Origin of the sequence: Brevundimonas sp. UBA4553, from assembly GCF_002387245.1 — a bacterium.
Classification (GTDB): Bacteria; Pseudomonadota; Alphaproteobacteria; order Caulobacterales; family Caulobacteraceae; genus Brevundimonas.
The window spans coordinates 17,755-38,807 of sequence record NZ_DGLD01000023.1; the positions used below are offsets into that span (position 1 = coordinate 17,755).

Below are 21,053 nucleotides of genomic sequence, written 5' to 3' on the forward strand. Positions count from 1 at the left end.
ATAAGGGCCAAGTCAAGGCGGCTTGATCGCCGCCTAGACGGTTCGACGTCAGGCGTGGCCGTTCAGGGCGGCGTAGATCTCGTCGTAGCGCCCGTCGATCTCGGCGCGGCGCAAGGGTTTGACCCGCTCGACCAGGACCTCGCCACGGGGGGTGTCGCCGCGTTCGATCAGGCCGATCACCTCGGCCGTATAGTCGGCCAGGGGCATGGAGGCGGGGTTCCGGGCGTGGCCGGGCATGAGGTCGGTGGCAACGGCCGGCGGCGCCAGTTCCAGCACCTCGACCGAGCTTTCGGCCAGCTGGGTGCGCAGGGACTGGGTCCAGGAATGCATGGCCGCCTTGGTGGCGTTGTAGGTCGGGGTGGCGACCAGAGGGATGAAGGCGAGGCCGGAGGTGACCGTGACCACGGTCGAGGCCGGGCGGTGGCGCAGGTGCGGAAGGAGGGCCATGGTCAACCGGATCGGACCCAGCAGGTTGGTGGCGATGGTGGTCTCGGCCGTCTCCAGCGAGAAGGGCTCGGCGGTCAGGTCCTCGGACTGCATGATCCCGGCGTTGTTGACGACGACGTTCAGATCGGGATGCTCCAGTACGACCCGGGCGGCGAAGGCGCGGATAGCGGCGGCGTCCTCCATGTCGAGCGTCGCCCAGGCCATGCCGGGGTGGGCGGCGGCGACGGCCCGCAACGGCGCTTCGCGACGTCCGGTGACGATGACGCGATTGCCGCGCGCGTGCAGGCTCTCGGCCAGGGCGCGGCCGATGCCGCTGCCGCCGCCGGTGATCAGGATGGTGTTGCCGGTGATCTTCATGTCGGGCTCCTTCAACGTGCGCATTCACGCCGAGGCTCAGCTATGGTCTATGCTCTCCTTTAGAAAGTAGGCACCAGAAGCCGCCATACTTACCGGCTGGGAAGATTTGGACATGACGCACTATCCGCCTGCGAGAATTTCGTCGCCTCACAGCGATGACCCGGTCGATCCGCGCGTGGAGGCCCTGGTCAACGAGGTGATCGGCCGGGTGGCGGACAAGTGGACCATGCTGATCCTGGAGGTGCTGGAGCAGCACGGGGAGCAGCGCTTCACCCGCCTGGGCGAACGGGTCGGCGGCATCAGCCAGAAGATGCTGACCCAGACCTTGCGGCAGATGGAACGCGACGGCCTGGTGGTGCGGACCGTGCATCCGGTCATCCCGCCACGCGTCGAATACCGCCTGACCGACCTGGGCGTGACCCTGGCCGAAGCCTTCTGCGGGGTCTGGACCTGGGCGGAGGCGAATCTGGATCGGATCGACGCCGCGCGTCAGGCCTTCGACGCGCGCAAGGCGGCGGGCTAGCCCAGCAGGCTCACCGCCATATTCACCGCCAGGGCCAGGATCACGGTGTTGAACAGGAAGGCCACCAGGCTGTGCAGGGTGGCGATGCGGCGCAGGGTCCGACTGGAGATCTGGATGTCGGCGGTCTGGCTGGCGACGCCGATGATCAGGGCGAAGTGCAGGAAGTCCCAGTAGTCGGGGTCGTCCTCGCCCGGGAAGATCAGGCCCTGACGGTCGCCGCCCGCCTCGGCCGGGGCATAGAACTCGTGCGCGTAGTGCAGGGTGAAGATGACGTGCACGAACAGCCAGGACAGGGCGATGACGCCCATGGAGAAGAAAGCCGAGGCGGCGGACGGCGGGCCGCCCCCCGCCGCCTCCATGACGATGATGAAGACGCTGGCCGCCGCCGCCAGCAGGCTGAGCGGCAGGACCGCGCCGCCAGCCTGATCCAGTTCGGCGGCGCGCTGACGGATGGCCTCGACCGAGCGGGCGCGCATCAGGCGGATGAAGGTCAGGGCCAGGAAGGCCGCGGCGCCAGCGCCCCAGCCCGCCGCCAGCCGCGTCGGCCAGTCGCGGACGCCCGATCCGAGGGCGATGACCGCGACCAGAACCGCCAGCCCCAGCCACAGGGCGGCGTGCAGACGGAACAGGCGGGCGATCCAACTCATGCAGCGGAGCATGCCGCGCTTCTTGATGGCGAGCCAGAGGGCGGTGGTGGAGGTGGTCGAAGGGCTGAACGAATCGGCGCTCGGTCCGTTGAAACGGGCTGGAGGACCGGATCATGGCTGCGCGACCGACCTGGCAGGGGCATCTGAAGCTGTCGCTGGTGACCTGTCCGGTCGCCCTCTACACCGCGACCAGCAGCGTGAACGACGTGCGCTTTCATCTGATCAATCCGGCCACCAACAACCGCATCCGCATGGTGACGACGGACCCGGACACGGGGCCGGTCGAGCGGTCCGATCTGGTCAAGGGGTATGAGGTCTCCAAGGACGAGTACGTCCTGTTCGACGAGGCCGACTTCGACAAGGTGAAGCTGGAAAGCACCAGGACCATCGCCATCGACCAGTTCGTGGACGAGGCCGACATCGACCGGCTTTACTGGGACGACCCCTTCTATGTCGTGCCGGAAAAGGGGGTGGGGGTCGAAGCCTTCGCCGTGATCCGCGAGGCGATGAAGACGGCGGGCAAGATCGCGCTCGGTCAGCTGGTGCTGCGCGGCAAGGAGCGGCAGCTGGCGCTGGAGGTGCATGGCAAGGGGTTGGTGGCCTACACCCTGCGCGCCCACGACGAGGTGAAGTCGGCCGACGACTTCTTCGACGACATCCCGACGGTCAAGGCGGACAAGGACATGGTCGAGATCGCCGCCCGCATCATCGGCCAGAAGGAGGCGGACTTTGATCCGACCCGCTTCCATGACGGCTATGACGAGGCGCTGAGGGAGATGATCAAGGCCAAGCAGAAGGGCGGCAAGGGCGTGGTGGCGGTGGCCGAACCCGACGACACCAACGTCATCGACCTGATGGCGGCGCTGAAGGCCAGTCTGAAGGGGCCGGCTTCGAAGACGGCCCCGGCCAAGCCCGCCGCGAAGAAGGCCGCGCCGAAGAAGAAGGCCGGCTGATCAGCGCTTCTTGCCCAGCTCGGCGGCGATGTCCTTGGTCATGCGGCCGACCTTGCGGTGGGCGGCGGTGATCTGATCGCGGGTCACGCCCCAGCGCTTCATCCAGTATTCGACGGCCTGCCGCTCGGACAGGTCCAGCCGGTCCTTGTCGATAAAGCCACGCTTGTCCTTGAGGCCCGCCATGAGGATGTCCCTTGATCCGCAAAGACAAAGCCTAGCATCAAAGCGGCGAACCGGCCCCTTCGTCGCGTGAAAAAGGGGCCGGGTTTCCTAGCAGCGGGCGGATGCGGGCGCCGTGGTCGTGCGGGTCTCGCGTCGGACCAGCAGCAGGACCAGGAGCAGCCCCGACGCCGCCATGGCCGCTCCGGCCAGGGCGACGGCCGGATAGCCGAGGTTCAGGCCGATGACCGCGCCCCCTAAGGCCGCGCCGATGGCGTTGCCCAGGTTGAAGGCCCCGATGTTCATGGCCGAGGCGAGGTTGGGGGCGTCGCTGGCGGCGGTCATGACCCGCATCTGCAGCGGCGGCACCAGGGCGAAGCTGGCCACGCCCCACAGGAAGATGACCGCGGCGGCGGGCGCCTGCCACGGCATGACGACGGCGAACAGGACCAGCAGGGCGGCGAGGGCGCCGAGGGTGACGATCAGAGTGCGGTCCACAGACCTGTCGGCGAAGCGGCCGCCCAGCCAGTTGCCCACGGTCAGGCCGACGCCATAGACGACCAGCATGGCGGTGACGAAGGCGCTGGAGGCCAGGGTCTGCTCCTTCAGGATCGGGGCGATGTAGGTGAAGACGGTGAACATGGCGCTGGAGCCGATGACGGTCAGGGCCAGGGCGGCCAGGACGGGGCCGCGTTTCAGCACCGCCAGTTCGGCCTTCATGGCGCCGCCGTCGGCCGAGGCCTCGACCGGGCCATGCGGCAGGGTCAGGCGCAGGGCGATCATGGCGAGGGCGCCCAGCCCCGCAATGCCCCAGAAGGAGGCGCGCCAGCCCAGGGTCTCGCCGGCCCAGGCGGCCAGGGGAACGCCCGTGATGTTGGCGATGGTCAGGCCCATGAACATGGCCGCCACCGCGCCCGCGCGCCGGTTCGGCGCCACCACGCTGGCAGCGACGATGGAGCCGACGCCGAAGAAGGCCCCGTGGTTGAACGAGGTCACGACCCGCGCCGCCATCAGGCTCCAGTATTCGGGGGCGACGGCCGACAGCAGGTTGCCCAGGGTGAAGATTCCCATCAGGCCGATCAGCAGGGTCCGGCGCGGCACGCGGCCGGTGGTCAGGGTCATCAGCGGCGCGCCGATCAGCACCCCGAAGGCGTAGGCGCTGACCAGCAGACCCGCCGCCGGGATGGAGACGCCCAGGTCGCCGGCGATGACCGGCAGCATGCCCATGGGGGCGAACTCGGTGACGCCGATGCCGAAGGCGCCGACCGCCAGGGCCAGAAGGGGAGGGTTGAGCTTCATGGAGAGGGGCCTGTCTTGTTTCGAGCGAACAGGTGGCGCAGGCGGAGTGCAGGGAGTAGGGCTGAGTTGAGCCAAACATCTATGCGCTGGAGGCACGAATGAGCGGAATCGCGGTCAATCGCGCGGGCGAGCTGGCGGTGTTCGAGGCGGCGGCGCGCACGGGCGGCTTCTCGGCTGCGGCGCGGGAGCTGAACCTGACGCCCTCGGCGGTCAGCCGCACCGTGGCGCGGACCGAGGCGCGGCTGGGGGTGCGGCTGATGATCCGCACCACCCGTCGTCTGACCCTAACGGCGGAAGGCGAGGCCTATCTGCAGGCCGCGCGACGCATCCTGACCGATCTGGACGACGCCGAGCAGGCCATCGCCGACCAGGGCGCGCCGCGCGGGCGGTTGAGGGTCAGCGTGTCCCAGTCGCACGGGCGACTGCACGTCGTGCCTCTGCTGGGCGACTTCACCGCGCGCTATCCGCACATCCTGGTCGACATCAACCTGACCGATGCGGTGGTCGACATCGCCGCCGGGCAGGCGGACGTCGGCGTGCGCTCGGGTCCGCTGGACGACAGCGGCCTGACGGCGCGCAAGATCGGCGAGACGCGGCGCGTCATCGTGGCCTCGCCCGACTATCTGGCGCGCCGGGGGACGCCAGGGGTTCCCGAAGACCTGCACGGCCATAACTGCCTGAACTTCAACTTTCGTCGGGCGGAGCCTGTCTGGCCCTTCGTGCGCGACGGGCAGGAGTTCCGTCTGACGGTGCAGGGCGGCATCGAGGCCAACAACGGCGAGACTTTGGGCCAGTTGGCGGCGGACGGGGTGGGGATCACCCGGGTCGGAGCCTTCAGCGTGGCCGACGCCATCGCCGCCGGTCGGCTGGTTCCGCTGCTGGAGGATTTCAATCCCGGCGACGTGGAGAACACCCACGCGGTGTTTGTCGGCGGCGCCAACACCCCTGCGCGGGTGCGGGTCTTCGTCGACTTTCTGGCCGAGCGCCTCAGGGCCTAGCCCAGCTTGCGGATCGCCGGCTTGAGCGAGGCGGCCGAGGCGCGAAAATCCGTCCACGGATCGGGCGTCTGCAGCAGGTCGGCGGCGACGTGCAGGTTAAAGGCCCCGGGATCGAGGCCCGGCTTCACCTGATCCCACGACAGGGGAAAGGCGATGCCCGCGCCGGGGCGAGCGCGCGGCGACCAGGGGGCGACGGCGGTGGCCATGCGGCCGTTGCGCAGATAGTCGAGGAAGATCTTTCCGCCCCGCGCCTTCTTGGCCAGGGTGGTGGTGAAGCGGTCGGGGTGGTCGGCCTTCATCGCCTCGGACACCGCCTTGGCGAAGGCCTTGGCCGCATCCCATTCGACCCGGCTGCGGGCGTCGGCCTTGATAGGGACCACGACATGCAGGCCCTTGCCGCCGGTGGTCTTGACGAAGGGCGTCAGGCCGAGGCCTTCAAGGCGAGGTTTCAGCAGCAGGGCGGCGGTGATCACGTCGTCGAAATCGAGGCCTTCATCGGGATCAAGATCGAAGGTGATCTGATCCGGCGTCTCGGGATCGCCGGGCTTGCAGCCCCAGGGGTGCAGTTCCAGCCCCCCGGACTGGCCGACGGCCACCAGTCCGCCGACGTCGACGACGGCGACATAGGGTTTGCGCTCATGGACGTCGATCAGCTGGAGCCGGGGGCTGTGACCGGCCATGGCGTGGCGCTGAAAGAAGGTCTGGCCGGCAATGCCGTCCGGCGCGCGAATGATGGAGACGGGACGGTCCTTGAGGTGCGGCAGGAGACGTTCGGCGGCGGCCTCGTAGTAGCGGACCAGGTCGCCCTTGGTGATCGGGGGGCGGCCGTCGACGCCGGGCCACAGCACCTTGTCAGGGTGGGAAATGGTCACCCCCGCCACGACCAGCTTGCCGGGTTTTGAGGCGGAAGGTCGGGCCGTCGTCGGCGCGCGGGGGGCGTCGGTCACGTCAGCGGGCGCCTTGTCCTCGCGCAGACCCTTGAAGGCGGCCTGACGCAGCGAGCCCGCCTCGGTGTAGCCGCCGTGCTCGATCTCGGCGACCAAGGCGGGCATGGTCCAGTGGATGTCCTTTGCGCCCTTGGGCGCGCCGGCGCCGACGAAGGGCGATCGGTCGGCGGCGACGGCTTTCAGCGCGGGCACGAGCGTCCTGGTCAGGGGCGCCGAATAGCCCGTGCCGACGCGGCCGAGATAACGCAGGCCGCCCTTCGTCCTGACCCCGACCAGCAGGGAGCGGAAGCGGCTGCCGCCCTCTGACGACCAGCCGCCGATGACCACCTCGTCGCGGCCGCGGCACTTGGACTTGACCCAGGAGGCCGAGCGGCCGGCGTGATAGGGGGCGTCGAGCTTCTTGGAGATGACCCCCTCCAGGTCCATGCGGCAGGCGCTCTCCAGAATGGTCTGGCCGCTGGCTCCGAAATGCTCGACGTAGCGCAGACGTCCGGCCGCCGCCCGCGGCGTGCGGTCGATCAGGGCCTGAAGCCGGGCCTTGCGGTGGGACAGCGGCAGCTTGCGCAGGTCTTCCGGGCCGTCGAACAGCAGGTCGAAGGCGAAATAGACCAGACGGTCGGTGGCGCCGTCCGAGATGGCGGTCTGCAAGGCCGAGAAATCGGGCATGTCGTGCGCGTCCAAAGCGCACAGTTCGCCGTCCAGCACGCCGTCGGGCCAGTGGGCGGCGTCGGCCGCCAGCTCGGGAAAGCGTTCGCTCCAGTCCAGACCCTTGCGGGTGCGCAGCGTCGCGCGGCCGTGGCCGGCGGCGACCTGGAGGCGATAGCCGTCGAACTTGATCTCATGCGCCCATCCGGGAGCGGAGGGCGGATGGTCGGCGACCTTGCAAAGCTGGATCGGGACGAAGGCGTGCGGCCGGGCGACGGGGCGAGCGGACAGGGCTGGCTTCGGCTTGGGCGGAGCCTTGCGGCCTGTGGGTTTGGCCGCGGTCCATTCCGCCGAGCCGTCGGCGATCTGGGCCAGGCTGCGGCCGGTGGTGATCGAGGCGTCGATTTCGGCCAGGGCGTCGCCTTCGCCGTCGACGGCGTGTTCGTCCTTTTCCTTGATCAGCAGCCAGTTGGCGCGCTTTGACGGCTTGCCACGGTCGGACTTGAGCCGGATCAGGGCCCAGCCGCCCTTCAGCCGTTCGCCGTCGAGGGTCAGCTTGACCACGCCCTTTTTGAAGGCCGCGTCCAGGTCGGCGTCCTGGGGCGTCCATTCGCCGACGTCCCACATCTGCACCGTCCCGGCGCCGTAGTTGCCGGCGGGGATGGTCCCCTCGAAGCCGCCGTAGTCGAGAGGGTGGTCCTCGACCTCGACCGCCAGACGCTTGACGTGTGGGTCGCGCGACGGGGCCTTGGTCACGGCCCACGACTTCAGCACGCCGTCGTGTTCGATGCGGAAGTCGTAGTGGAGGCGGGTCGCGGCGTGGCGCTGGATCAGATAGCGCAGGCCGCCCTGGCGTGGCTTGGCCTTGCGGCCTTTCGGCTCCGGCGTGACGCCGAAGTTCCGTTTGGCCTGATAGGTGTCCAGCTCGCCGCGTGCGTTCATTCAGCGTGAACGCAGAGGGGCGGGGAAGGCTTCACGCCTGCCCCGCCGGTCGCATCAGTGCAGGGCCTCGCCGTGCTGGCTGTAGTCGAGGCCCTCGATCTCGGCCTCCTTCTCGACGCGCAGGCCGACCGTGTATTTGCAGATCATCAGCACGACGAAGGTGCCGACGGCGCTCCAGACCATGGCGCCGCCCAGGCCGATGGCTTGTTTCAACACGGTGGCGCCTTCGGCGAGCGGGTTGATGGCGGCGTTGGCGAAGACCCCGGTCAGCAGGGCCCCGGCGATGCCGGCCACGCCGTGCACCCCGAAGGCGTCCAGGCTGTCGTCGTACTTGAGTTTGTGTTTCAGCCAGACCGCGCCGACATAGGCGACCGGGCCGGAAATCAGGCCGATGAAGAAGGCCCCCTTGGGGTCGACGAAGCCGGCGGCCGGGGTGATGGCGACCAGACCGGCGACCACGCCGGTCAGCAGACCCAGCAGGGTCGGCTTCTTCTTCAGCGTCCATTCGACCGCGATCCAGCCGACGGCGGCGGCGGCAGGGGCCAGCAGGGTGTTGAAGACGGCGACGGCGGCGATCTCATTGGCGCCGGCGGCCGAGCCGCCGTTGAAGCCCATCCAGCCGACGAACAGCAGACCGGTGCCGATGGCGGTGAAGGCCAGGTTGTGCGGGGCCATGTTGTCGCGGCCCCAGCCGTGGCGCGGGCCGAGCACGATGGCGCAGACCAGACCGGCCACGCCCGCATTGACGTGAACCACGGCGCCGCCCGCGAAGTCGAGCACGCCCAACTCGCCCATCCAGCCGCCGCCCCAGACCTGATGGCAGATCGGCGCATAGACGATCAGGTGCCACAGGGTGAAGAAGAGGACGCTGGCCGAGAACTTGATCCGCTCGGCGAAGGCGCCCGCGATCAGGGCCGGGGTGATGATGGCGAAGGTCAGCTGATAGCCGATCCACAGGAACTCGGGCAGGCCGGGGGTCAGGGCGTGGGCGGTCTTCACCCCGACGCCGTTGAGGAAGAGAGCCTGGGCGCTGCCGATGAAGCCGTTGGCGGGGCCGTCGATGGTGCCGAAGGACAGGGTGTAGCCGGCGACGAACCAGAGGACGGTGACGATGGCCATGGCCGCCGTGGAATGGGCGATGGTGGCGATCAGGTTCTTCTTTCTGACCATGCCGCCGTAGAAGAGGGCCAGACCCGGCAGGGTCATCATCAGCACCAGGGCCGTCGAGGTCAGGATCCAGGCCGTGCCGGCGCCGTCCAGCGCCAGCGGGACCTGATGCGCCAGCAGATCCGGCGGGGCGGCGGCGAAGGCGGGCGCCGCGAGCGCCATGGCGAAAAGGCCGCAACAGAATGCTGCGGCCCTGGAAATCGTCGGTGGTGTCATGAAGGTCTCGGGGAGAAGACGCGGGCGAAATGGGAAGGCGACGTCAGGCCGGTTGGGCCAGCCTGACGTCGGGTTCGGCGGCCTCGGCGGCGAGGACGGTCTTGGGCGCGATGCGGACGAAGCGGGGCGCGAACTGGGGCCAGTCGGCCAGCACGCGCCTGGCCAGGGGCGAGGCGGTGGCGGACGCGTGCGCCTCGATCAGGGCCTTCAGTCGCGCTTCAGCCTCGGCGTCGATGCGACCGACGCCGGCCATGTCTCCGTTCAGGGCCTGAGCCGCGCGACCATCGACGTCCAGCACGAACAGCTCGCCGCCGCTCATGCCCGCCGCCAGGTTCCAGCCGACCGATCCCAGGACAACGACACGACCGCCGGTCATGTATTCGCAGCCGTGCGCGCCCAGACCCTCGACCACGGCCTCGGCGCCGGAGTTGCGGACGGCGAAGCGTTCACCCGCCGCGCCGGCCACGAACAGACCGCCCGAGGTGGCGCCATAGAGGGTGGTGTTGCCGCAGACCTGCTGGTCGGCGCGCCACTCATGGGGGCGGACGTGGATATCGGCGCCGGACAGGCCCTTGCCGACGTAGTCGTTGACCTCGCCGGTGACGTCGAGGATCAGGCCCCTGGCCCCGAAGGCGCCGAAGCTCTGACCGGCGATGCCTTCCAGCTTCAGCTTCAGACGGCCCTGCGGACCCTCCGGACCGAAGCGGCGGACGATGGCGGAAGAGACGCCGGCGCCGGCTGTGCGCTGGGTGTTGTTCAGCGGATAGGACAGCTCCAGCGTCTGGCCGCGCTCCAGGAAGGGGGCGGCGTCCTTGAGCACCAGGGCGTCCAGGCTGTCGGCGATCGGGCGGCGGACCTTGTCGGCCCAGCGGCCGGGACGGTCGACGTCGACCTTCATCAGCAGGGGGTTGAGGTCCAGGTCGTCCAGATGCGAGCCGCCGCGCCGCGTCTGGCGCAGGAGGTCGGTCCGGCCGACGATTTCATCAATCGTGCGGGCGCCGATCGAGGCCAGGATTTCGCGGACCTCCTCGGCGATGAAGGTAAAGAGGTTGACCACCTTCTCCGGCGTGCCGGTGAACTTGGCGCGCAGGCGCTCGTCCTGCGAACAGACGCCGACCGGGCAGGTGTTGGAGTGGCACTGACGCACCATCAGACAGCCCATGGCGATCAGGCCCGAGGTGCCGATGCCGTATTCCTCGGCGCCCAGCAGGGCGGCCAGGACCACGTCGCGGCCGGTGCGGATGCCGCCGTCGGCGCGCAGGGACACCGACGAGCGCAGGTGGTTCAGACTGAGAACCTGATGCGCTTCGGCCAGACCGATCTCCCACGGCATGCCGGCGTGCTTGACCGAGGTCTGGGGCGAGGCGCCCGTGCCGCCGTTGTGGCCGGCGATCAGGATGGCGTCGGCCTTGGCCTTGGCCACGCCTGAAGCAATGGCGCCGATGCCGGTGGCCGAGACCAGTTTGACCGTGACCTTGGCGTCGGGGTTGATCGCCTTCAGGTCGTAGATCAGCTGGGCCAGATCCTCGATCGAATAGATGTCGTGGTGGGGCGGGGGGCTGATCAGCGTCGTGCCCGGAACGGCGTGACGCATCCGCCCGATGAACTCGGTGACCTTGAAGCCGGGCAGCTGGCCGCCCTCGCCGGGCTTGGCGCCCTGGGCCACCTTGATCTCGATCTCGCGGCACTGGTTCAGGTATTCGGCGGTGACGCCGAAGCGGCCCGAGGCCACCTGCTTGACCGCCGAGTTGGCGTTGTCGCCGTTCGGACGGGGGACGTAACGCGCCGGGTCCTCGCCGCCCTCGCCGGAGACGGCGCGCGCGCCCATCCGGTTCATGGCGATGTTCAGGGTCTCGTGGGCCTCAGGGCTGAGGGCGCCCAGCGACATGGCCTGCGACAGGAAGCGGCGGCGGATATCCGAGACGCTTTCGACCTCGTGCAACTGAACGGGGGTCAGGCCCTCCTTGAAATCCAGCAGGTCGCGCAGGGCCAGATCCGGCTGCTCGCGCACGGCCTCGGAGTATTGCTTGAAGCGCTTGTAGTCGCCGCGGTTCACCGCGTCCTGCAGCAGGTGGATGGTCTTCGCGTCATGGGCGTGGGCCTCGCCGCCCGCACGGATGCGGAAGAAGCCGCCCATCGACGGCGACGGCACGGCCGCGCCGAAGGCCACGGTGTGACGCTTGAGCGCCGCCTGCTCCAGACCGGCCAGGCCGATGCCCGAGATGCGCGAGGGCGCGCCGGGGAAGAACTCGGCGGCCAGAGCCCGCGACAGGCCCAGGACCTCGAACTCGCAGCCGCCGCGATAGGCGGAGATGATGCTGATGCCCTTGCGCGCCAGCACCTTCAGCAGGCCGGCTTCGATGCCGTGCTTGTAGTTGAGGCAGGCGTCGTGAAGCGTCAGGCCCGGATAGGCGCCGCGATCCAGACGCTCCTGGAACAGCTCCTGCGCCAGCCACGGATTGACGGCGGTGGCGCCCACCCCGACCAGAACGGCGAAGGCGTGCGGGTCCAGGGTCTCGGCCGACCGCACGACCAGCGAGCAATAGGTCCGCAGACCGGCTGCAATCAGGCGACCGTGGGTGCCGGCGGTGGCCAGGATCATGGGCGCGGCCAGACGCTCGGCCGAGGCGTGTTCGTCGGTCAGGACGATCAGGGTGGCGCCCTCGCGCGCGGCGGCCTCGGCCTCGTCGCGGATGCGGTCGAGCGCCTGACGCAGGCCCGCGCCGGAACGGTCGCCCTCGGCGGGGACCGGGTAGGTGCAGTCGATCACCGTCGTCGAGCCGTCGGCGATGACGCCCAGCAGGCGCTGGTACATGCCGGTGGTCAGGACCGGGCTGTCCAGCACGAAGACTTCGGTCTGGGCCTCGTCCTGGGCCAGGATGTTGCCCAGGTTCTTGAAGCGGGTCTTCAGGCTCATGGCCCCGGCTTCGCGCAAGGGGTCGATGGGCGGGTTGGTGACCTGGGAGAAGTTCTGGCGGAAGTAGTGGGCCAGGGGGCGCGGAAGACTGGACAGGACGGCGGGCGGGGCGTCGTCGCCCATGGAGCCGACCGCCTCCTTGCCGTCGCGGACCAGGGCGTCCAGCAGCAGGTCCAGATCCTCGCGGCTGAAGCCGGCGGCGATCTGGCGACGGATCAAGGCCTCGCCGGTGGCGGCGCGTGGCTCGGGTCCGGGGCCGATGATCGGCTCCAGATCGACCATGTTCTCCAGCCAGTCCGAATAGGGTTGGGCGGCGGCCAGTGCGTCGACGGCTTCGTGTTCGTCGTAGATGCGGCCGTGCTTCAGATCGACGGCGATCAGCTTGCCGGGACCGATGTGCAGGCGGCGCTTGACCCGGCCCTCGGGCAGGGGAACCAGACCGGCCTCGGAGCCCGCCAGCAGCAGGCCGTCCACGGTCTCCACGGCGCGCAAGGGGCGCAGGCCGTTGCGGTCCTTGCCCGCCACGACCCAGCGGCCGTCGACGGCGCACAGGGCGGCGGGGCCGTCCCACGGCTCCATCACGGCGTTGCAGTAGGCATAGAGGGCGCGGTGCTCGGGCTTCATCACCACGTCGTCCGAGGACCAGGCCTCGGGCACCAGCAGGGCCTTGGCGAGGGGGGCGGGACGCCCGGCGCGGACCAGGACTTCGAAGACATTGTCCAGGGCCGCCGAGTCCGAACCGCCCGGCTGGACCACCGGCTTGACCTCATGGTCGCGGTCGCCGAAGGCCGAGGCCGCCATGCGGATCTCGTGGGCGCGCATCCAGTTCAGGTTGCCCTGAAGCGTGTTGATCTCGCCGTTGTGGGCCAGCATGCGGAAGGGCTGGGCCAGCTTCCATTCGGGGAAGGTGTTGGTCGAATAGCGCTGGTGGAAGACGGCGTAGCCGGACTCGACGCTGGGGTCGTTCAGGTCGTGGTAGAGCTGACCCAGCAGCTCGGCGCGGACCATGCCCTTGTAGACGATGGAGCGGGCCGACAGAGAGCAGAGGTAGAAGCCGTTCAGGCCAGACGCCTGCACCGCCTTTTCGATGCGGCGGCGGCACAGGAAGAGTTCGCGCTCCAGCGCCTCGATCTCCATGCCTTCCGGGGCGGCCAGCATGATCTGTTCGATCTCGGGCCGGGTGGCGTCGGCGCGGACGCCGACCACCGACAGGTCCATCGGCGTCTGGCGCCAACCGTAGATGTAGAAGCCCGAGCGGATGGCCTCGGCCTCGACGATGGCGCGGGCGTGGTCCTGGGCGCCCAGGTCGGTGCGCGGCAGGAAGACCTGACCCACGGCGATGGGACCGGGGCGCAGGGTCTGCCCGACGGCGCGCACCTGGGCCGCGAAGAAGGCCTGGGGCAGTTCGATCATGATGCCGGCGCCGTCGCCCGACAGGCCGTCGGCGTCGACCGCGCCGCGGTGGGCCACGGCCTTCAGCGACTTGATGGCCATCTCGACGATCTCGCGGCGCGGCTTGCCGTCGATGGCGCAGACCAGGCCCACGCCGCAGGCGTCGCGTTCCGACGAAGCGTCATAGGCGCCGCCCTCGATCAGGCGGGCGCGGTTCTCTTCATACTGGGCCAGCCAGTTTTGTTGCGATGCGTCGGTCATGCGGCGGCTTCCTGGGTACGCGCGCGCAGGTAACGGTCGATCTCGGCCGCGGCGTCCTGGCCGTCGCGCACGGCCCAGACGACGAGGGAGGCGCCGCGCACGGCGTCTCCGGCGGCGAACACGCCGGGTAGGGTGGTGGCGAAACCGCCACGCGCCACCTGCAGGGTGTTCCACCTGGTCAGGCCGAGGTTGGCGTCGAGCTGTTCACCAAAGGCCTCGGGTTCGAAGCCCAGGGCCTCGATCACCAGGTCGGCGGGCAGGTCGAAGTCCGAGCCGGCCACCGGGGCGATGTCGCGACGCTGGCCGGGAGCGGCGTCGGTCAGGGCCATGCGCTGGGCGCGGACCGCGGTGACAGCCTCGCCCCTGGACATTAGGGCCTTGGGCGCGGCGAGCCACTCGAAGCGGACGCCTTCCTCCTCGGCGTTCTGCACCTCGCGGGCCGAACCCGGCATGTTGTCGCGGTCGCGGCGATAGAGGCAGACGACGCTGTTGGCGCCCTGGCGGATGGCGGTGCGCACGCAGTCCATGGCCGTGTCGCCGCCGCCGACGACGACCACGTCGCGGCCGGCCGCGTGGGGCGCGGACGCATCGGCGGCGTCGCCGCAGTCGACGCGATTCTGGGCGATCAGGAAGTCGAGCGCGGCGACGGTGTCGTTCGGACCGCGACCGGGCACGGCCAGGGTGCGGGCCTGATAGACTCCCATGGCCAGCAGGACGGCGTCATGGCTTGACCGCAGCTCGTCCATCGTGACGTCGACGCCGACACTGGTGTTCAGCACGAACTCGACCCCGCCCTCGATCAGACGGTCGATGCGGCGCTGAACGATGCGCTTCTCCAGCTTGAAGCCGGGAATGCCGTAGGTCAGCAGGCCGCCGGCGCGGTCGTGACGGTCATAGACCGTGACCTGATAGCCTTCGCTGCGCAGGCGGTCGGCGGCGGCCAGACCGGCGGGACCTGACCCGACGATGGCCACGCTCTGGCCGCGTTCGGCCAGGGGGCGGATGGGCTCGACCCAGCCGTTGTCGAAGGCAGTGTCGGCGATCCAGGCCTCGACCGAACCGATGGTGACGCCGTCCCAGCCGGACTGCTGCAGGGTGCAGGCGCCCTCGCACAGGCGGTCCTGCGGACAGATGCGCCCGCAGATTTCGGGCATGGTCGAGGTGGCCGAGGCGACGCGCCAGGCCTCGCGCAGGTCGCCGTCGGCCGACAGGGCCAGCCAGTCTGGGATGTTGTTCTGAAGCGGGCAGGCGTTCTGGCAGAAGGGCACGCCGCAGTCGGTGCAGCGCGACGCCTGGACCGTCCCGCTGTCGGCGGTCGGTTTGAGCGTGATCTCCGTGAAGGCGCGCACGCGCAGCGCGGCCGGCTGTTTTTCAAGCCGTCGCTGTTCAATCAGGAAACCGCCAGGGTTGGATCGTCCGCCTTTTTGCATCTGCTCATTAAGCGAAACATGTGGGGTTTGTGCAAATATTTTCCGTAGTCGGCGGCTAAAATCATGTTTCTGGGCATGAAGCGGCGTCTTAATCGAACATTGACGCACATTGCGACCGATTATCAGTGTGCGCCGCAGCACGAATTTCTGCCGCCGCCCTGACTGCCGCGACCGTCCGTGCGCATTAAATTTTTGAAAGACTAGTTTCTGGCCGGGTAGCAGCGTTACGGTCCCGCCATCGCGACATCGCATTGGGGGACATCATGACTATCGCCGCACGCCGCTTGGCCCTGCTGGGCGGGGCCGCCGTCAGCCTGCTGGCCGCCGCCGCCCACGCTTCTCCGGCGCCTGCAGCAGCGCCCGCCGCCCAGAACCGGGCCGCCGCCGCCGCTCTGCCGGCCCTGCCCGACGTGGACATTCCCTTCACGAAAATGGTCCTGCCCAACGGCCTGACCCTGATCGTCCACGAGGACCACAAGGCGCCGATCGTGGCGGTGAATATCTGGTATCACGTCGGCTCCAAGAACGAGCCGGTGGGCCGTTCGGGCTTCGCTCACCTGTTCGAACACCTGATGTTCAACGGCTCCGAGAACTACAACAACGACTTCTTCAAGGGCACGGAGCTGCTCGGCGCGACCGACCAGAACGGCACCACCAACACCGACCGCACCAACTATTTCCAGAACGTGCCGACCTCGGCCCTGGACTCGATCCTGTGGCTGGAAAGCGATCGGATGGGCCACCTGCAGGGCGCCATCGACCAGGCGCGTCTGGATGAGCAGCGCGGCGTGGTTCAGAACGAGAAGCGTCAGGGCGAGAACCAGCCCTATGGCCGCGTCTGGGACGCCATCACCAACGCCACCTATCCGGCCGACCATCCCTACGGCCACACGGTCATCGGCTCGATGGACGACCTCAACGCGGCGGATCTGGACACCGTGAAGGCGTGGTTCCGCGACTATTACGGCGCGGCTAACGCCACCATCGTCCTGGCTGGCGACATCACGCCCGAGGAAGCCAGAGCCAAGGTCGAGCGCTACTTCGGCGACATCCCGTCGGGCCCGCCGGTGACCCACGCCAACCAGATGATCGCCAAGATGACCGGCGCTCAGAGCGAGACCATGTTCGACCGCGTCGGCCAGCCGCGCCTTTACAAGGTGTGGAACACGCCGCCGACCGGCACCCCGGAAGCCGACTACCTGGGCATGCTGGGTCAGGTGCTGTCGAACGGCCGCAACTCGCGTCTCTACAAGCGCCTGGTGTTCGACGATCAGATCGCCACCTCGGTCGGCGCCTTCAACTCGGAAGCCGAGATCGGCAGCCAGTTCATGGTCATGGTCACCGCCAAGCCCGGTCAGGACCTGGCGCGCATCGAGGCCATCGTCGATGAGGAGATGGCCAAGCTGCTGCGTGACGGCCCGACCGCCGACGAGCTGGAGCGCGCCCGCACCAACGTCGGCGCGGCCTTTATCCGCGGCTCCGAGCGCATCGGCGGCTTTGGCGGCAAGTCCGACATCCTGGCCGAGAGCCAAGTCTATCTGGGCGACCCCGGCGCCTGGAAGGCCAGCTATCAGCGTATCCTAGCGGCGCGTCCGGCGGATCTGACCGGGGCCGGCCGCGCCTGGCTGACCGACGGCAGCTACGCCCTGTCGGTTCTGCCCTTCCCCGAGTATTCGGTGACGGCGACGGATGTCGATCGTTCCAAGGGCGTGCCGACCCCGGGCGCCGTGCCGGCGGCTGACTTCCCCGATATCGAGCACGCCATCCTGTCGAATGGTCTGAAGGTGGTGCTGGCCTCGCGCGACGGCGTGCCCACGGTCAGCATGAACCTGATCGTCAACGCCGGTTCGGCGGCGGACGGCGCCGACAAGGCGGGCATCGCCCAGCTGACGCCGGCGGTCATGACCAACGGCACCAAGACCCTGGATGCGCTGCAGATCAGCGATCGCACCCAACTGCTGGGCGCTACGCTCGGCGCCGGCTCGGCGACCGACTACAGTTCGGTGTCGCTGACGGCCCTGACCTCGCGCCTGGCGCCGTCGCTGGACCTGTTCGCCGACATCATCGAGAACCCCGCGTTCCGCAACGATGACTTCGCCCGCGCCCAGGCGCAGCAGGTGTCCGGCATCCAGCAGGCCAATCGCAGCCCCGGCGCCATCGCCAACCGCATCCTGGCCGCCAACGTCTATGGGCCGCAAAGCCCCTATGGCCGCCCGACCTCGGGCACGGAACAATCGGTGGGCGGGCTGACCTCGGCGGACGCCCAGGCCTTCCATGACACCTGGTTCCGTCCCGACAACGCCACCCTGGTGGTCGTCGGCGACGTCAGCATGGCTGAGCTGAAGACCGAGCTGGAGCGGGCCCTGAGCGGCTGGCGCGCGCCCTCGACGCCGCTGCCGGTCAAGGCCCCGGTCGTGACCGCGACGGCGCCGGCCCAGCCGCGCGTGCTGATCGTGGACCGCGCCGGTCCGCAGTCGATCATCACCGCAGGCCGTCTGGCCCCGGCCTTCGATGCTGCGGCCCAGCCCTCGCAGGTGGCGTTCAACACCGCCCTCGGCGGCGCCTTCACCAGCCGGATCAACATGAACCTGCGTGAGGACAAGCACTGGTCCTATGGCGCCGGCGCCGGCGTGCGCACGGCCAACGGTCCGCGCATGTTCGCCGCGACGGCGGCGGTCCAGGCCGACAAGACGGCCGAGAGCGCAGCGGAAATCCGCCGTGAGCTCAGCGAGGTCGTGGGGTCGCGTCCGGTCACCGAGGCCGAACTGACCGCGGTCAAGGCCAACCTGATCCAGGGCATGGCTGGCGACTGGGAGACCAACGCTTCCGTCATGGGCGACCTGACCCAGATGGTCGTCTTCGGCTTGCCGGAGAACTACTACGACGGCTACGCCGCCGGCGTGAACGCCACCACGCCGCAGTCGGCCTCGGTCGCGGCGCGCGCTATCGTCGGCGACGGTCCGACGACCTGGGTCGTGGTCGGCGACCGCGCCGCCATCGAGCCCAAGATCCGCGCCCTCAACCTGGGCGAGGTTCAGGTGGTGGACACCGAGGGTCGCCCCGTCAACTGACGGACCGACAGGCTGGACCAGAAGAGGGCGGCGCTTCGGCGTCGCCCTTTTTCGTGGCCGCTTTTCCGCCGTTTTCGGAACGGCCGCGCCTTCGACGTGTTCAGCCATAGCCAAGCTGAACCCCGGAGTGAGTGCGACATGCCATCGATTGAACGCGGGCGCGGATTCGGAAGCGTCCTGGTGCGATTGCTCGGGGTGGTCATCGCCCTGATCGGATTGACGCTGACGATCGGCGGGGGGCAGCTGATCATGCTGGGCGGCTCGCCCTATTATCTGGTCGTCGGTCTGCTGATGATCCTGTCAGGGGGGCTGCTGGCCCTGCTGAGGGTCACCGGCGCTTGGCTCTATGTCCTCATCTTCCTCGGCACGGTCGTCTGGGCGGTGTGGGAGGTCGGGCTGAACGGCTGGGCCCTGGTGCCGCGCGTGATCGCGCCGCTGGTGCTGCTGATCCTCGTCGTTCTGTCCTTCCCGGCCCTGAAGCGCGAGGGCGGCGGTGGCAAGCTGGCGCTGGGCGGGATCGGCCTGATCCTGGTGCTGGGCCTGATCTCCGGCGTGGTGGTGGCCCAGGCCAACAAGGCGCGGGTCGAGAGCCCGGTCCCGGCGGCGGGGCAGGGCGGTATCGGCGACCCCGCCCTGATCCGGACGGGGGCCGACTGGCCGGCCTATGGCGGCGCCGACAGCGCCCAGCGCTATTCGCCGCTGACCCAGATCAACAAGGACAATGTGAAAGGCCTGCAACGCGCCTGGACCTTCCGCACCGGCGACCTGCCGGGCGAGCGGTTCGGAGCCGAGACCACGCCGCTGAAGATCGGCGATACCCTGTATCTGTGCTCGGGCCGCAACCGGCTGTTCGCCCTGGACGCGACGACCGGCAAACAGAAGTGGACCTATGACCCGCAGGTCGCCGACGACCAGATCCCCTATACTGCCGCCTGCCGGGGCGTGACCTATTTCGCCCAGCCCGGTGTCGAGGCGACCCAGCCCTGCGCCACGCGGATCATCGAGGGCACGCTGGACGGCCGACTGGTCGCTGTGGACGCGCGCACCGGTGCCCCGTGCGCGGGCTTTGGAACCAATGGCGCAGTCAGCATCAAGACCGGCATGGGCGATCCCTATCCGGGCATGGTGTCCATCACCTCGGCGCCGGTGATCGTGCGCGGGATCATCGTGACCGGACACCAGGTTCTGGACGGGCAGAAACGCTGGAACGCCTCGGGTGTGATCCAGGGCTTCGACGCCGTGACCGGCCAGCTGCGCTTCGCCTGGGACATGATGCGGCCCGACATCACCACCCTGCCGCCGGAAGGTCAGACCTATACGCCGGGGACGCCGAACATGTGGACCACGGCGACGGCGGACGAGGCTCTGGGCCTCGTCTTCCTGCCCATGGGGAACTCGGCGGCGGACTATTATTCCGGTCTGCGTCGTCCGGCCGAGAACGAATACTCAACCTCGCTGGTGGCGCTGGACGTGACGACGGGCAAGCCGCGCTGGCACTTCCAGACGGTGAGGAAGGATGTCTGGGACTATGACCTGGGCTCGCAGGCGACCCTGGTGGACATGCCGACGGCGGCGGGCGTCGTCCCGGCCGTGGTCTTGCCGTCCAAGCAGGGGGACCTCTACATTCTGGACCGCCGCACGGGCCAGCCGCTGCACAAGGTCGAGGAGCGCCGCGTGCCGCAGGGCGGCGTCGAGCCGGCGCAGCGCAGTCCGACCCAGCCCTTCTCGCTGTTCCACACCCTGCGCAAGCCGGACCTGACCGAGCGCGACATGTGGGGCATGTCACCCATCGACCAGATGTTCTGCCGTATCCAGTTCCGCCAGGCGGCCTATGACGGCTACTTCACGCCGCCGACGGCGGATCGGCCCTTCATCCAGTATCCGGGCTACAACGGCGGCTCTGATTGGGGCGGGGTGGCGGTCGATCCGGCGCGCGGCGTGATCGTGGCCAACTACAACGACATGCCCAACCACAACCGCCTGGTGCCGCGCGCCGAGGCTGACCGTCTGGGCTGGTTCCCGCGCGACGACCCCCGCTACATCGAGCGTGAAAAGGAGGCGGCGAACCGCGGCGGCAACCTGTCGAAGTCCAAGGCCGAGGGGGCCGGCGATCCGCAGATCGGCGTGCCCTACGCCATCGACGTCAACGCCGGCTGGCGGGTCAAGTTCACGGGCCTGCTGTGCAAGCAGCCCCCCTATGGCGGCATCCGCACCATCGATCTGAAGACCGGCCGCACCCTGTGGGATCGCCCGTTCGGCACGGCGCGCAAGAACGGGCCGTTCGGCGTCCCCTCCATGCTGCCGGTCGAGATCGGCACGCCGAACAACGGCGGATCGGCGGTGACGGCGGGCGGACTGATCTTCATCGCTGCAGCCACCGACGACCTGATCCGCGCCATCGACATCGAGACGGGCAAGACCGTCTGGTCCGACGTCCTGCCAGCAGGGGGGCAGGCCAATCCGATGATCTATGAGCAGAACGGCCGCCAGTATCTGGTGATCATGGCCGGCGGGCATCACTTCATGGAGACGCCGGAGGGGGATTACGTGATTGCTTACGCCCTGCCGGAAGGCAGGTCGTAAGCTTTCTTTTCGGGGGCCTATCGCCCTTCGGGCTACTTGAGGCCCGCGGGTAGGGACCTAGGTAGGAAACAGGGAAAGGTCGGGCCTTGGCTCCGGCCT

13 protein-coding genes are annotated in these 21,053 nt (G+C 69.0%); 5 read left to right on the forward strand and 8 right to left on the reverse strand.

The genetic code is table 11. The annotated features are described in order from the left end of the window. Window positions 1-48 precede the first annotated feature (48 nt). Complete coding sequence (locus B4A39_RS16260) at window positions 49-804, reverse strand: SDR family oxidoreductase (RefSeq protein WP_292037937.1); 756 nt, start codon at window positions 802-804, stop codon at window positions 49-51. 112 nt (window positions 805-916) lie between these two features. On the opposite strand from B4A39_RS16260, the gene B4A39_RS16265 reads away from it, so the two are divergent. Beyond that, window positions 917-1,327, forward strand: a complete 411-nt coding sequence (locus B4A39_RS16265; RefSeq protein WP_292037940.1) for a winged helix-turn-helix transcriptional regulator — start codon at window positions 917-919, stop codon at window positions 1,325-1,327. Here B4A39_RS16265 and B4A39_RS16270 read toward each other — a convergent pair. Then, window positions 1,324-1,986: a DUF1345 domain-containing protein gene (locus B4A39_RS16270; RefSeq protein WP_292037947.1), complete on the reverse strand. Its 663-nt coding sequence runs from the start codon at window positions 1,984-1,986 to the stop codon at window positions 1,324-1,326. The two genes, B4A39_RS16265 and B4A39_RS16270, sit on opposite strands and share 4 nt — an antisense overlap. A 101-nt stretch (window positions 1,987-2,087) precedes the next feature. Between B4A39_RS16270 and B4A39_RS16275 the strand changes: the two genes are divergently transcribed. Next, a complete protein-coding gene (locus B4A39_RS16275) occupies window positions 2,088-2,927 on the forward strand; it encodes a Ku protein (RefSeq protein ID WP_292037953.1) in 840 nt (279 codons plus the stop codon). Here B4A39_RS16275 and B4A39_RS16280 read toward each other — a convergent pair whose 3' ends face one another. Together B4A39_RS16280 and B4A39_RS16285 are read right to left on the reverse strand one after the other, a co-directional pair. Continuing rightward, window positions 2,928-3,110, reverse strand: coding sequence for a DUF3606 domain-containing protein (locus B4A39_RS16280; RefSeq protein ID WP_047413801.1), 183 nt, complete (start codon window positions 3,108-3,110; stop codon window positions 2,928-2,930). A gap of 87 nt (window positions 3,111-3,197) precedes the next feature. Next, window positions 3,198-4,385: an MFS transporter gene (locus tag B4A39_RS16285; protein WP_292037977.1), complete on the reverse strand. Its 1,188-nt coding sequence runs from the start codon at window positions 4,383-4,385 to the stop codon at window positions 3,198-3,200. Between the two features lie 98 nt (window positions 4,386-4,483). Between B4A39_RS16285 and B4A39_RS16290 the strand changes: the two genes are divergently transcribed. After that, the gene (locus B4A39_RS16290) at window positions 4,484-5,383 is read left to right on the forward strand and encodes a LysR family transcriptional regulator (protein WP_292037980.1); all 900 of its coding nucleotides are present in this window, start codon (window positions 4,484-4,486) and stop codon (window positions 5,381-5,383) included. On the opposite strand, the gene ligD is transcribed toward B4A39_RS16290, so the two are convergent. From ligD to B4A39_RS16310, 4 genes are all read right to left on the reverse strand, one after another. After that, a complete protein-coding gene (gene ligD / locus B4A39_RS16295; RefSeq protein ID WP_292037985.1) occupies window positions 5,380-7,917 on the reverse strand; it encodes a DNA ligase D in 2,538 nt (845 codons plus the stop codon). The two genes, B4A39_RS16290 and ligD, sit on opposite strands and share 4 nt — an antisense overlap. A 54-nt stretch (window positions 7,918-7,971) precedes the next feature. Beyond that, window positions 7,972-9,246 (reverse strand): ammonium transporter, encoded by a 1,275-nt coding sequence (locus B4A39_RS16300; RefSeq protein ID WP_292037989.1) that lies wholly within the window; start codon window positions 9,244-9,246, stop codon window positions 7,972-7,974. A gap of 97 nt (window positions 9,247-9,343) precedes the next feature. Beyond that, window positions 9,344-13,870 (reverse strand): glutamate synthase large subunit, encoded by a 4,527-nt coding sequence (gene gltB / locus B4A39_RS16305; RefSeq protein WP_292037992.1) that lies wholly within the window; start codon window positions 13,868-13,870, stop codon window positions 9,344-9,346. Then, window positions 13,867-15,300: an NAD(P)-dependent oxidoreductase gene (locus tag B4A39_RS16310; protein ID WP_292037994.1), complete on the reverse strand. Its 1,434-nt coding sequence runs from the start codon at window positions 15,298-15,300 to the stop codon at window positions 13,867-13,869. Before B4A39_RS16310 ends, gltB begins: the two co-directional genes overlap by 4 nt. A gap of 263 nt (window positions 15,301-15,563) precedes the next feature. On the opposite strand from B4A39_RS16310, the gene B4A39_RS16315 reads away from it, so the two are divergent. Further along, window positions 15,564-18,371 carry a M16 family metallopeptidase gene (locus B4A39_RS16315; RefSeq protein WP_292037996.1) on the forward strand — a complete coding sequence of 936 codons (2,808 nt, stop codon included), beginning with the start codon at window positions 15,564-15,566 and terminating at the stop codon, window positions 18,369-18,371. 180 nt (window positions 18,372-18,551) lie between these two features. After that, window positions 18,552-20,954: a membrane-bound PQQ-dependent dehydrogenase, glucose/quinate/shikimate family gene (locus B4A39_RS16320; protein ID WP_292038002.1), complete on the forward strand. Its 2,403-nt coding sequence runs from the start codon at window positions 18,552-18,554 to the stop codon at window positions 20,952-20,954. The last annotated feature ends 99 nt before the right edge of the window (window positions 20,955-21,053 follow it).